At 39.9% G+C, this 13,090-nt stretch carries 13 protein-coding genes and 1 pseudogene; 9 read left to right on the top strand and 5 right to left on the bottom strand.

Translation table 11 applies throughout. From position 1 onward, the window contains the following. The 5 genes and pseudogenes from HMPREF2750_RS10125 to rlmC form a co-directional block, all read left to right on the top strand. On the top strand, nucleotides 1–1,255 hold a 1,255-nt coding region (locus HMPREF2750_RS10125; protein ID WP_261660599.1), incomplete at its 5' end, for a peptidyl-prolyl cis-trans isomerase. 100 nt (nucleotides 1,256–1,355) lie between these two features. Further along, nucleotides 1,356–1,706: a purine nucleoside phosphoramidase gene (gene hinT, locus HMPREF2750_RS02875; RefSeq protein ID WP_005695575.1), complete on the top strand. Its 351-nt coding sequence runs from the start codon at nucleotides 1,356–1,358 to the stop codon at nucleotides 1,704–1,706. After that, nucleotides 1,706–2,053: a putative periplasmic lipoprotein gene (locus tag HMPREF2750_RS02870; protein ID WP_070582503.1), complete on the top strand. Its 348-nt coding sequence runs from the start codon at nucleotides 1,706–1,708 to the stop codon at nucleotides 2,051–2,053. The genes hinT and HMPREF2750_RS02870 overlap by 1 nt, the downstream gene beginning before the upstream one ends. 3 nt (nucleotides 2,054–2,056) lie before the next feature. Further along, nucleotides 2,057–3,100 carry a beta-N-acetylhexosaminidase gene (gene nagZ, locus HMPREF2750_RS02865; RefSeq protein WP_070582502.1) on the top strand — a complete coding sequence of 348 codons (1,044 nt, stop codon included), beginning with the start codon at nucleotides 2,057–2,059 and terminating at the stop codon, nucleotides 3,098–3,100. Continuing rightward, nucleotides 3,097–4,268 (top strand): annotated as a pseudogene (rlmC, locus tag HMPREF2750_RS02860) (23S rRNA (uracil(747)-C(5))-methyltransferase RlmC). Before nagZ ends, rlmC begins: the two are co-directional and overlap by 4 nt. A 34-nt stretch (nucleotides 4,269–4,302) precedes the next feature. On the opposite strand, the gene HMPREF2750_RS02855 reads toward rlmC, so the two are convergent. From HMPREF2750_RS02855 to HMPREF2750_RS02835, 5 genes are all read right to left on the bottom strand, one after another. Then, nucleotides 4,303–5,136 carry a metal ABC transporter permease gene (locus HMPREF2750_RS02855; protein WP_070582501.1) on the bottom strand — a complete coding sequence of 278 codons (834 nt, stop codon included), beginning with the start codon at nucleotides 5,134–5,136 and terminating at the stop codon, nucleotides 4,303–4,305. Continuing rightward, a complete protein-coding gene (locus HMPREF2750_RS02850) occupies nucleotides 5,129–5,980 on the bottom strand; it encodes a metal ABC transporter permease (RefSeq protein WP_070582500.1) in 852 nt (283 codons plus the stop codon). Before HMPREF2750_RS02850 ends, HMPREF2750_RS02855 begins: the two co-directional genes overlap by 8 nt. Nucleotides 5,981–5,983: 3 nt before the next feature. Beyond that, on the bottom strand, nucleotides 5,984–6,880 hold the full coding sequence (locus HMPREF2750_RS02845; RefSeq protein WP_070582499.1) for a manganese/iron ABC transporter ATP-binding protein: 897 nt from the start codon (nucleotides 6,878–6,880) through the stop codon (nucleotides 5,984–5,986). Further along, nucleotides 6,880–7,761, bottom strand: coding sequence for a metal ABC transporter substrate-binding protein (locus HMPREF2750_RS02840; protein ID WP_070582498.1), 882 nt, complete (start codon nucleotides 7,759–7,761; stop codon nucleotides 6,880–6,882). The genes HMPREF2750_RS02845 and HMPREF2750_RS02840 overlap by 1 nt, the downstream gene beginning before the upstream one ends. Before the next feature lie 153 nt (nucleotides 7,762–7,914). After that, nucleotides 7,915–8,790 (bottom strand): D-alanyl-D-alanine carboxypeptidase family protein, encoded by an 876-nt coding sequence (locus HMPREF2750_RS02835; RefSeq protein WP_070582497.1) that lies wholly within the window; start codon nucleotides 8,788–8,790, stop codon nucleotides 7,915–7,917. Between the two features lie 302 nt (nucleotides 8,791–9,092). Between HMPREF2750_RS02835 and HMPREF2750_RS02830 the strand changes: the two genes are divergently transcribed. From HMPREF2750_RS02830 to ispG, 4 genes are all read left to right on the top strand, one after another. Continuing rightward, nucleotides 9,093–10,241: a dual-specificity RNA methyltransferase RlmN gene (locus HMPREF2750_RS02830; RefSeq protein WP_049363743.1), complete on the top strand. Its 1,149-nt coding sequence runs from the start codon at nucleotides 9,093–9,095 to the stop codon at nucleotides 10,239–10,241. A gap of 69 nt (nucleotides 10,242–10,310) precedes the next feature. Continuing rightward, on the top strand, nucleotides 10,311–10,853 hold the full coding sequence (gene pilW, locus HMPREF2750_RS02825) for a type IV pilus biogenesis/stability protein PilW (protein ID WP_070582496.1): 543 nt from the start codon (nucleotides 10,311–10,313) through the stop codon (nucleotides 10,851–10,853). A 74-nt stretch (nucleotides 10,854–10,927) separates the two neighbouring features. Further along, nucleotides 10,928–11,956, top strand: a complete 1,029-nt coding sequence (locus HMPREF2750_RS02820; RefSeq protein ID WP_070582495.1) for a RodZ domain-containing protein — start codon at nucleotides 10,928–10,930, stop codon at nucleotides 11,954–11,956. 18 nt (nucleotides 11,957–11,974) lie between these two features. Next, complete coding sequence (ispG, locus tag HMPREF2750_RS02815; RefSeq protein WP_070582494.1) at nucleotides 11,975–13,081, top strand: flavodoxin-dependent (E)-4-hydroxy-3-methylbut-2-enyl-diphosphate synthase; 1,107 nt, start codon at nucleotides 11,975–11,977, stop codon at nucleotides 13,079–13,081. Nucleotides 13,082–13,090: the final 9 nt, after the last annotated feature.

Below are 13,090 nucleotides of genomic sequence, written 5' to 3'. Positions count from 1 at the left end.
AAAGGTTACAGAAGAAGAGATTAAAGCGTATTACGATGCGAATGCGAAATCACTTGTTCAACCTGAACAGGCGAAAGTGCAATATATTCGCGTTTCAGCAAATGCATTAGGTAAATTACAACCTGTAACTGAAACACAAATTGCACAATATTATCAAGAAAATAAAGCGCAATTCATTAGCCAAAAATTAGCACACATCCAATTAGCGACTGAGAAAGAAGCAGATGCGGTTTATCAAGAACTGCAAAAAGGTGCTGATTTTGCTGAGTTAGCAAAAACAAAATCCCTAGATAAACTTTCTGGTGCTCAAGGCGGTGAATTAGGTTGGGTAAAAGACAACGAATTACCGAAAAACTTTGAAGATGCAGCATTATTGTTAAATGTTGGTCAATACAGTACACCGGTTAATGTGGATGGGGCTTACCATATTATTTTAGTGCAAGATCGTAAAGAACGTACGTTAGACGAAGTGAAAGAGCAAATCGCGGATACCGTACGTAAAAACTTAGCAGAAAGCCGTTTCCAAGCGGTAGAAAAAATAGTTCGTGCAAAAGCAGCAGAAAGCAGTGATTCTTTAGCTGCGGTAGCGGAAGCGGCAGGCGTGAAAATGGAAGAAACAGATTACTTTGGTAAAAATAATGTCCCTGCAGCATTAAATTTCCCAAATGTGACTTCTGCTATTTTTGAATCTGATATTGCAAACGGCGGTGCAAATTCTGAGCCATTAACTGTAGGTGAAAATGAATTTGTAGTGGTACGTGTTGTGGATCACAAAGATGAAGGTTTACAAAGCCTTGATGAAGCAAAATCAACGATTGAGCAATTCTTAAAACGTGAAAAAGCTGATAAAGTATTAGCTGAAAAAGCAGAGCAAGCGGTTAAAGCACTATCTGCTGATCCTACAAAATTACCAGCAGGTATTAGTTTTAGTGAACCACAAACCTTTACGTTGATGGATAATAAAGATCCATTGCTTTATGAGGGTGTATTTGCTATTGCTAAACCACAAGATGGTAAAGTAGCTTATCAAGTTGCTCGCAACAGCAAAGGTGATGTAGTGGTGGTTGCTCTAGAACGTGTAGAAGAACCTACTTTAAGTGAGCAAGAATTAGCGAAATTTAGTACTCAACTTGTTCGCGCTCGTCAAGGCGAATTGCAAGGGCAGTTAATGCAAGCATTACGTGAAAAAGCACAAATTGAGATTAATAATACCTTTATTAATCAAGATGATTCAGAAGAAGGTGCGGCTCACTAAGCCTATTGAAATGTCATTCATCATCAATTTCTGATGGAAAATAAAAGCAAAGTGCGGTAAATTTTGACCGCACTTTTTTATATAAAATAAGGAGAAGGCTATGGCTCAAGAAACCATTTTCAGTAAAATTATTCGCAAAGAAATTCCTGCCAATATTGTTTATCAAGATGAGTTAGTAACCGCATTCCGCGATATTTCACCGCAAGCGAAAACCCATATTTTGATTATCCCCAATAAAGTGATTCCAACGGTGAATGATGTGACAGAACAAGATGAAGTTACCTTGGGTCGTTTATTTACTGTCGCGGCTAAAATTGCTAAAGAAGAAGGCATTGCCGAAGACGGTTACCGTTTAATTGTGAATTGTAATAAACATGGTGGACAAGAAGTATTCCATATTCATATGCATCTTGTTGGTGGTGAACCTTTAGGTAGAATGTTGGCGAAATAATGAAAAAGATCCTAATTACAGCAACGGTATTATTTTTAACGGCTTGTTCATCTGCACCAAATATTGTGGGAACCAATAAGCCAATTTTAAATATGGCGGCAAATTTAGCACCGGCTTTAGACGTCGATTTGTCGGATAATACCGCGGCTTTAAAAAATAAAACCACGCAACAGCTCAATGTGCTTTACCATCTTTATTGGTATAACACTCAAGGCGTGACACAAGTTTGGCCGAATCAGCAAGAAAGCCAATCAGGCAATATTTTATTGCAACCACAAGAAAATAAAGTGTTTGAACTACCAAAACCAAGCACAGAAAGTAGCAATTATCGTCTTTACTTACAATAGGTTATGTCCACATTATTAATTGACCTTGAAGGTCATGAGCTCAAACAAGAAGAAGTTGAATTACTGGAACATCCTTTAGTTGCAGGTTTGATTTTATTTACCCGCAATTTTTATGATCGTCAGCAAGTTCAAGCACTAATTAAATCCATTCGTCAACGAGTGAAAAAGCCTTTATTGATCACGGTCGATCAGGAAGGTGGTCGCGTGCAACGTTTCCGTGAAGGTTTCACTCAGTTACCCGCAATGCAAGCTTTTGCGGCATTAGTTAAGGATTCAACTCAGCAACAGCAAATAGCAAAAGAAGCGGGTTGGCAAATGGCTGCTGAAATGGTGGCGCTAGATATTGATTTGAGTTTTGCTCCGGTGTTGGATTTAGGTCACGAATGTCGTGCGATTGGTGATCGTAGTTTTGGCTGTGATGTAAAAAGTGCGGTCAATTTAGCAGCAGCTTTTATTGATGGTATGCACCAGGCGGGCATGGCAACAACAGGAAAACACTTCCCGGGACACGGCCATGTTTTAGCTGATTCTCATCTTGAAACCCCTTATGATGAGCGCGCAAAAGAAGTGATTTTTAATCATGATATTTTGCCATTCCAGCAATTAATTCAACAGAGTAAGCTTGATGCGATTATGCCGGCTCACGTGATTTATACACAATGTGATAGCCAGCCAGCAAGCGGTTCGAGTTATTGGTTAAAAGAGATTTTGCGTAAACAGTTGGGCTTCCAAGGAGCGATTTTCTCTGATGATTTAGGCATGAAAGGTGCAGGCTTTATGGGCGATTTTGTGGCTCGCAGTGAAAAAGCCTTGAAGGCTGGTTGTGACTTATTATTGCTTTGTAATGAACGTGAAGGTGTTATTCAAGTGCTTGATAATCTGAAGTTAGAGGAAACAACAGAGCATTTCGCAGCACGCCAAGCTCGCTTGAAATCTCTCTTTAAACAAAAATCCTTTGATTGGTCAGAACTCACAAAAACTTCGCGTTGGATTGAAAATCATCAAAAACTGACCGCACTTCAACAAGAGTGGCTTGCTTCTAAATGATTGATTGCCATCATTATCAAAAAGGCGATTGCCGTTCTTGTCAATGGCTTGAAATGCCTTATGAACAGCAACTCGCCAAGAAAGAAGAGCATCTAAAACAACAACTTGCCAAATTAGATTGTGATAATTTAATTTGGCATCCGCCTTTTTATTCCTCCGAGTCTGCCTTTCGTAATAAAGCGAAAATGGTAGTAAGTGGCGCGGTGGAACGTCCCATTCTAGGTATTTTACAAGACCCGAATGATCCACAAAGTGCGGTGGATTTATGTGATTGCCCACTTTATCCACAACGCTTTGCTGAACTCTTTCCGATTCTAAAAGATTTTATTGGACGTGCAGGCTTAGTCCCTTATAACGTGGCTAAACAAAAGGTGAGCTCAAATATATTCTGCTCACAGAAAGCCAACATACAAAAAAATTGATGTTGCGTTTTGTATTGCGTTCAGAAACTAAATTGCCGTTAATTCAACGTGAATTTGCAGGGTTATTGGAAAAATTACCACAACTTGAAGTGGTGAGTGTGAATATCCAACCTCAACATGCGGCGATCTTAGAAGGTGAGAAAGAAATCTTTTTAACGGACCAGCACACCTTACCAGAAAACTTTAATGGTATTCCGCTGTTTATTCGTCCTCAAGGTTTCTTCCAAACGAATCCACTTGTAGCGCAAGGGTTATATTCAACAGCTCAAGATTGGGTACAAAATTTACCAATTACTAAACTCTGGGATCTCTTTTGTGGCGTTGGAGGCTTTGGACTGCATTGTGCCAAAGCTTTACAAGATAAACATCAACAAGAAGTGGAATTGACTGGGATTGAAATTTCCTCATCTGCTATTCAAGCGGCGACTCAATCCGCTCAGGTGTTAGGGCTAAACAACGTTAAATTTCAATCTTTGGATGCGGCTAATTTTGCTTTAACACAAGATAAAAACAAACCCGATTTGGTGATCGTCAATCCACCTCGTCGAGGCATAGGCAAAGAACTCGCTGAGTTTCTCAATGAAATGCAACCGCACTTTATTCTTTATTCCAGTTGCAATGCGATTTCCATGGGAAAAGATTTACAGCATCTAACCAATTATAAACTTACTCAAATTCAATTATTTGATATGTTCCCGCATACAGTACATTATGAAGCACTGATATTATTAAAACGCAATGGTTAACAAAAAAAGCTAACAGAAATGTTAGCTTTTTTATTTAGAAATTTAACCGCACTTTTATTTTGCTATAAATTAATGCTATTAAGAAGAATGCTGCCTGTAACAAAATAATGCATGCACCAGTGGATGCATCAAAATGATAGCTAAGTAGCACGCCTAATAGACTTGCAGTTACAGCGCTGATGATTGCGATAACGAGCATTTTATCGAAGCGATTGGTCAGTGTTAGCGCGGTGATGCCAGGCGCAATTAGCATCGCTACAACCAAAATAACCCCAACGACTTGCATTGTACTCACAATAGTAAGGGCGAGTAATGTGAGCAAGCCATAGTGCAATAATTTAGGTGAGAGCCCTGCAACACGGGCATGGCTCGGATCAAAGCAATAAAGCAGAAAATCACGACGTTTTAAGCCAAGCAAAATAAAAATGATCAAGGCGATGATAGCCGTTTGTATCAGCTCTTGTCGGCTTACACCCAGTACGTTTCCGAATAAGATGTGTGTGAGATGTTGTGAGGTTTGGATTTTAGTGAACAACACCAAACCAATGGCAAACATGCCAGAAAATACAATCCCCATTGCGGTATCTTCTTTGATACGGCTGTTTTCTTTTAAATAACCTACCCCTAAGGCGCAGGCAATACCTGAGACAAATGCACCAATGACTAATGGAATACCAGCTAAAAAAGCTAAGACAATGCCAGGTAGGACAGCATGAGAAATGGCATCCCCCATCAATGACCATCCTTTCAACACCAAATAGCAAGAGAGTAGTGCACAGATCACGGCAACCACTAATGCCGTGAGTAACGCATTTTGCATAAAGGCAAATTGAAATGGCTCAACGAAAATAGCGAATATTTCACTCATGGGCCACCGCCTTACGTCGTTTTTGACTCATTAATCCGTATTTTGGCGAGAATAGAAAAGCTAATAAAAATAACACGGTTTGCAATGTCACGATGACACCACCTGTTGCACCGTCTAAGTAATAGCTTAAATAAACACCGACGAAACCAGTGATTGCGCCTAATGCTACCGCAATTTTGATAAGAGTTTTGAATTTATCTGTGAGTAAATAGGCGGTTGCGCCTGGTGTAATTACCATAGCAATAACCAAAATTGCCCCGACAGTTTGTAATGCGGCAACAACACAAGCACTCAAGAGTGTAAAAAAGAGAACTTTGTAAAACAGTGGTGAAAGTCCAACTGTAATTGCTTGCGTTTCATCAAAGAAAATCAGTAACAGATCCTTCCAAAAAATAAGCAATAAGACCAAGCAAATCAACATAATAATGGCTACTTGATAAATATCTTCATCGGCAATCCCGAGGATATTACCGAGAATGATATTTTGCACGTTTATTGAGGTTGGATTTAGAGAAATAATCAGCAATCCCAGGGCAAAAAAGGTACTGAAAATAAAGCCAATAACGGCATCTTCTTTGAGTTTTGAGATAGATTTGATCCATAAAATAGAAAGCGCGGCCAAAATTCCGGCAAAAAAAGCACCTAAAGCATAGGGGAGTGAAAAGGCATAAGCAATTGCCACACCAGGTACCACAGAGTGGGAGAGCGCATCGCCAATTAATGACCAGCCTTTCAGCATTAAATAGGCAGAAAGAAAGGCACAAATGCCGCCGACTGCAGTACTTATCCACATGGCTTTTTGCATATATTCATAGGAGAAAGGTTCCAGCAAATATTCAAGCATGACTTATTCCTTGTCAGACGGCGGCAGACGACAGGATTTTACAGCCGTTGCAGGCGGATCATTTTTGGTTTCACCATAGAAGACAACTGGGCGTTCATCATCCGTAAGCACGGTGACAGCACGTTTATCTTCATCATTATGCAGATCTTCACCTAATAATTTGATGTGTCGTAATACACCACCAAAGACTTTTTCCAAATTATGCTGATTGAATGTATCTTCCGTTTTACCGGCAGCAATCACAGTACGGTTAATCATCACCACTTGATCACAGAAATCGGGTACAGAACCCAAGTTGTGGGTAGAAACTAAAATTAAATGGCCTTCAGCACGTAATTGGCGAAGGAGTTCCACAATGGCATTTTCAGTTTTAACATCCACACCTGTAAAAGGTTCATCGAGCAAGATAATTTTACTTTGTTGTGCTAATGCTCGAGCTAAAAATACGCGTTTTTTCTGTCCACCAGAAAGCTCACCGATTTGTCGTTCAGCTAAATGCTCGATGTTTACCCGTTGCATCGCTTCAAGCACTTTTTGTTTGTCTTCAGCCTTTGGAATGCGTAGGAAATTCATGTAGCCGTATCGGCCCATCATGACAACATCATAAACGGAGACGGGGAATTGCCAATCGACTTCTTCCGCTTGCGGTACATAAGCAACCAAATTTTGTTTCAATGCTCGATTAATTGGCAAACCACAAAGCGCAATATTGCCTTGCTGTGGCTTGATTAAGCCCATGATGCTTTTGAATAGCGTTGATTTTCCGCTCCCATTTACGCCGACAAGAGCACAGATCGTTCCCCCTTGTAATGCAAAGGTAACATCATAAATTGCAGTGTGCCCGTTGTTGTAACGCACGGTTACGTCATTAACGGAAATAGAAGCGGACAGTTCAGTCATTATTTTTCAAATCCTTTGACTATGGTGGATACAGTGACATTCAGTAAGTCAATATAAGTTGGTACAGGACCGTCAGCGGCAGAAAGGGAATCGACATAAAGCACGCCGCCGTACTTAGCACCGCTTTCTTTCGCTACCTGTTGAGCAGGTTTGGCTGACACGGTACTTTCACTAAATACCACTGGAATGTGATTTTTTTTCACTGAATCGATAAGTTTACGCACTTGTTGAGGCGTACCTTGTTGTTCAGCGTTAATTGGCCATAAATAGCCTTCTTTGAGATCGTAATCTTTCGCTAAATAACTAAAGGCGCCTTCACTGGTCACTAACCAACGTTGGTCAGCGGGAATTTGTGAGAGTTTTTCACGTAAAGGTTTATCGAGTTGTTTAATTTTTTCTGCATACGCCGCTGCATTTTTTTGATAAGTATCAGCATTTTGCGGATCGTATTTAACTAATGCATTTTTAATATTTTCGACATAAATCAACGCATTAGATGGCGACATCCAAGCATGTGGGTTCGGTGCATCTTTATAAGGGCCTTCATAAATAGAAAGTGGCGTGATGCCTTCGGTTACCACAACGGCTGGTTTATCTTTGATATTTTGGAAGAAACGCTCAAACCAACGCTCTAAATTTAATCCGTTCCATAAAATTAAATCAGCAGATTGAGCTTTTACAATATCTTTAGGGGTCGGTTCATAGTCGTGAATTTCTGCACCAGGTTTGGTGATAGATTCCACCGTCGCGGCATCGCCTGCAACATTTTGTGCGATATCCTGAATAACCGTAAATGTGGTCACCACTTTAAATTTCGCTTCGGCTTGTAAAGCTGCTAAACCTAGAGCGATAACAGATAGGCTTTTAAATAAATGCTTCATGAGATCTCCTTAAAAATAATGATTAATTAGCATTCTGCATAATAATATCATTTTTTACAAGCTTTTTAAATGAAAATAATTATCAAATCGATAGGTGATTAAAATTAAAAAGCGGAAAATTTTATGAAAAATTGACCGCTCTTTTTGAAATGATTAACCACCAACTTGTTGGATTAGACGATCCATACCTGCTTCATCATAGCCTTCTTCATATTGGGCTTCATCAACGGTAAAGTTGTGCATGCTACGCCCTGCGATACAACCGTATTGTTCTAATTTTCCTTTGGTAAAGTTAGTACGAAACGCAGATGAATGGTTATTTAAACTGATCACCCCAATGGTCGCGCGATTACATGGATTTTTATTCACAAAGACTAAATTATAGCCAGATTCGCGAATGTAACCTGTTTTATTAATTGCTGCATCAAACACTTCTTCACGCACTAATTTATTGGTGTTTTTGACGAAAACACTGCGTCCGCCAGCTTGAATGAAGGCACTTGGCATATTAGAAAGATTTTTGATTTGTGCTTTATTGAGCGAGTATTTGGCTAGCTTAACTAAATCCATTGCACTTGAAATGTTGCTATCAGATAAACCTGAACTGTCTGAAAAGCGAGTAGAGCGCATGCCTAATTCTCGTGCTTTCTCATTCATTTTTTGGATAAATTGCAAACGACTCATGCCCGCAGAGCGAGAAAGTGCATGGGCAGCATAGTTATCAGAATGAACGAGCATTGCTTTTAACAATTCATTACAAGAAATTGGCGTATATTTAGGTAATTTTGTATGAGTGCCTTTGATGTAATCGAAATCATCGTCTGTAATTGAGGCTGTACAGTTTGTATTTCGATTATTTTCAAGAAACACATTCGCCGTCATTAACTTGGTGACAGATGCGATAGGTTGCACATGATTAGGTGAGCTACTTTCGAGCACGCGATCATGGGTGAAATCATATACGATATAAGATTGTGCCGTTGCCATTGCTGGCACTAAACACAATACAGAAATAACTTTTTTTAACATATCTTCAATATAGCTAACTCAGAGAATAAAACGAAGTGCGTATTCTATCAGTTTTTATAGGGCTTTGGGATGTGTGAAAGAGAAAAAATTTGAAGTTTTTTTAACCGCAGTTTTTCCTTTCATTTTTTTGATTTTTGCGATGTCGATCGCAAAGAAGTGCGGTCAAAATTTTCGTTGTTTTTCAAATCTGCTAGCTTATCCGTCGGTAAATCTGTAAAATCTCGGCTCATTTTTAATATGCGAACTTTTTGTTGCTCAATTCTGAGTAACATCATCGCCGTAATGTGTAATAACGAGGCTTTATGTTAGAACAACCCCTTTCATCCGAAACGAATACAAAAAAGATTAACTTAATGGATTTAACGCGTCAGCAGATGCGTGAGTTTTTTGCTGAGTTAGGCGAGAAACCATTTCGTGCGGATCAATTAGTGAAATGGATTTATCATTTTGGCGAAGATAACTTCGACAATATGACCAATATTAATAAAAAATTACGAGAAAAATTAAAAGCGGTCGCGGAAATTAAAGCGCCAGAAGTCGCGGTTGAACAACGCTCTGCAGATGGCACCATTAAATGGGCGATGCAAGTAGGCGAACAACAAGTTGAAACGGTCTATATTCCAGAGGCGGATCGTGCAACGCTTTGTGTTTCTTCGCAAGTAGGTTGTGCCTTAGCTTGTACCTTCTGTTCGACAGCACAGCAAGGCTTTAACCGTAATTTAACGGTGTCAGAAATTATAGGGCAGGTTTGGCGTGCCTCAAAAATTATCGGTAATTTTGGTGTGACAGGTGTTCGTCCGATTACTAATGTGGTGATGATGGGGATGGGCGAGCCATTACTAAATGTGGCTAATGTTGTACCTGCGATGGAAATTATGCTGGATGATTTCGCGTATGGATTATCTAAACGACGCGTGACTCTATCCACTTCAGGGGTCGTGCCTGCACTCGATATGTTGCGCGATAAGATTGATGTGGCATTAGCAATTTCACTTCACGCACCGAACGATGAGTTGCGTGATGAAATTATGCCGATCAATAAAAAATATAACATCAAAATGTTGATGGATTCGGTACATAGATACTTAGAAGTATCGAATGCGAATCATGGTAAAGTGACAATTGAATATGTGTTATTAGATCACGTGAATGATGGTACAGAGCATGCGCATCAATTAGCCCAAGTGTTAAAAAATACCCCGTGTAAAATTAACTTGATCCCATGGAACCCGTTCCCAGAAGCGCCTTATGGTAAAAGCTCAAATAGCCGTGTCGATCGCTTCCAAAAAACCTTAATGGAATATGGCTTTACGGTGATTGTACGCAAAACTCGTGGTGATGATATTGATGCCGCTTGTGGCCAGTTGGCGGGGGATGTGATCGACCGAACCAAACGTACAGCAATGAAGCGTAAGTTTGGTGAAGGCATTGACGTAAAAGCTGTTAACTAAGCTAAATATAGCAATACTTGTAAAGGAAAAATAGCCTGGATAAGAGTGATAAGAGAGAGGAGTGATAAGATGAAATTAATCCCAATTAACATTCTAAGTGCGGTCATTTTTCCTTTTGTTTTTTCGGCTTGTGTCTCTCAATCTTCCGTTGACTTTAATAAACAACAAGCAGCAAAAGCCAGAGTTGAACTGGCATTAGGCTATCTTCAACAAAATGATTTTGTTCAAGCAAAACTCAATTTAGATAAAGCTCTTGAGCATGATGAACGATATTATCTTGTGCACTCAGCACTTGCACATTTTTATCAATTACAAGGCGATACGGAAAAAGCGAAGCAAGCTTATTTACAGGCGATTAAGTTAGATGATAAGCAAGGCGATGTGTATAACAACTTCGGTGCATTTTTATGTGGACAAGGTGAGTTTGAACAAGCTTATTCACAATTTAATGCGGCACTCGCTGCACCGAATTATTACCATCAAGCCGATACTTACGAAAACATGGCGCTTTGTGCTTTCGCCGGAAAACAAACCGATGTTTATCAACAGGCACTGGATAAATTGCGTCAAGTTGATCCTTCTAGAGCGGAAAAGCTCAGTTCACTCAAATAATCATTGCCAAAAGCCCCTTTCGACTTTAGAATTTAGCATTTAGTTTTTTATTGCTATTTCTTTATTTTATACCTATGAATACAATCCTTGAACAAACCGAAAAAACAGACCTCTCTTTTGGGGATAGACTTCGTCAAGCTCGCGAAGAGTTAAATCTTTCTCTGGAAGATGTGGCAAAGGCAATTTCTTTGCGCCCAAGTATTTTGGAAAAATTAGAAAATAATGAATTTGTCCAAAAAAATGTGCCATCAACTTTTATGAAAGGATATGTGCGTAGTTATACAAAATTTTTACGTATTCCTGAAAGCGAATGGGCGCATTTAACCTTTGGTGAAGCATACAAAAACGATTTAGGTAAAAATGCACGCGCGACGCGTTCAGTAAACCAATACTCTTCTCATAGTCGCTGGGTCGGCACACTTACAACCATTATTTTACTCGCGGCTGTTGGAATGACAGGCTTATGGTGGTGGCAGAATTATCAAAAATCAAACGAAGAACGTGATAATTTAGTGCAAACCTACGTTGAAAAAGAAAAAACAGCAGAGGTACCGGTTACTCATTCGAATGACATCCCAGTCGCGGTGAATAACCAGCCTTCAACGTCAAATAATGAAACAGTACCTGTAACGGAAGCAAAAAATAATGCTGCTGAACCTGTTGTTTCAAATACTCAAGAAAATCAATCTCAACCAGTAAACGCAGAAGTTTCAACTGGCGCAACTTCAGCCCCTACCGTTGAACAAGTTCAAGCCCCTGTTGTGGAACAAACCTTACCTAACACAGAACCCACAACAGAGCCGACCGTGCCAGATGCACAAAGTGCGGTTGAAAATCCGGCTATTTCTGAAGCACCAACAACAGCGAAAGGCGATCTCGTTATTGAGATTACCAAAAATTCAAGCTGGATTAGTGTGAAAGACCAAAACCGTAAAGTATTAGCGCAAAAAGAATATAAACAAGGCGAAGTTTTAACCTTTAATGGTAATGACTATGCATTGATTATTGGTGCGCCGGGTAACGTTCGTATTACTTATAAAGGCGAAGCGTATCCGCTTACCGTTGATGGCCGTGTGGCTAAATTTAAATTACCAAAACCTTAACGAATAATTTACGAAAGAATGTCAGCAGTAAAACCTACTATCAAACGTCGTGAATCGACAAAAATTTATGTGGGCAATGTACCAATCGGTGGTGATGCACCGATTGCCGTACAATCCATGACAAATACTCGCACAACGGATGTTGAGGCGACCGTTGCACAGATTAAATCGTTGGAACGCGTCGGCGCAGATATCGTGCGTGTTTCTGTACCTACCATGGATGCCGCCGAAGCGTTTAGAATCATTAAACAGCAAGTGAATGTGCCATTAGTGGCGGATATTCATTTTGACTATCGTATTGCGTTAAAAGTGGCTGAATATGGGGTAGATTGCTTACGTATTAATCCAGGCAATATTGGTCGAGAAGATCGTATTCGTGCAGTGGTGGATTGCGCTCGCGATAAAAATATCCCTATCCGTATTGGTGTCAATGCTGGCTCATTAGAAAAAGATATCCAAGAGAAATTTGGTGAGCCAACACCTGAAGCCTTATTAGAGTCAGCCTTACGCCATGTTGAGATTTTAGATCGTTTAAACTTCGATCAATTTAAAGTGAGCGTAAAAGCATCTGATGTCTTCCTTGCGGTAGAAGCTTACCGTTTACTGGCAAAAGCCATTAAACAGCCGTTGCATTTAGGCATTACGGAAGCAGGTGGCGCACGTGCAGGTGCGGTAAAATCTGCGATTGGTTTAGGTATGCTGTTGGCAGAAGGTATTGGTGATACCTTACGTGTCTCTTTAGCCGCCGATCCTGTAGAAGAAATCAAAGTTGGTTTTGATATTTTGAAATCGTTACGTATTCGTTCTCGTGGGATTAACTTTATTGCTTGTCCAACTTGCTCTCGTCAAGAGTTTGATGTAATTGGCACGGTGAATGCACTGGAACAACGTTTAGAAGATATTATCACCCCAATGGATGTGTCTATTATTGGTTGTGTGGTAAATGGCCCAGGTGAAGCATTAGTGTCTGACCTTGGCGTGACCGGCGGTAATAAGAAAAGTGGCTATTATTTAGATGGCGAGCGTCAAAAAGAACGTTTTGATAACGACGCGATTATTGACCAATTAGAAGCAAAAATTCGTGCCAAAGTTGCACAACAAGATCCAAAAAATCGAATTATTTAAGGAAAACTC

This window comes from Haemophilus sp. HMSC066D02, from assembly GCF_001810545.1.
In the GTDB taxonomy this organism is placed as follows: domain Bacteria; phylum Pseudomonadota; class Gammaproteobacteria; order Enterobacterales; family Pasteurellaceae; genus Haemophilus_D.
The sequence above is the reverse complement of the archived record's forward strand: the minus strand, read 5'-3'. Positions and strand labels throughout refer to the sequence as shown.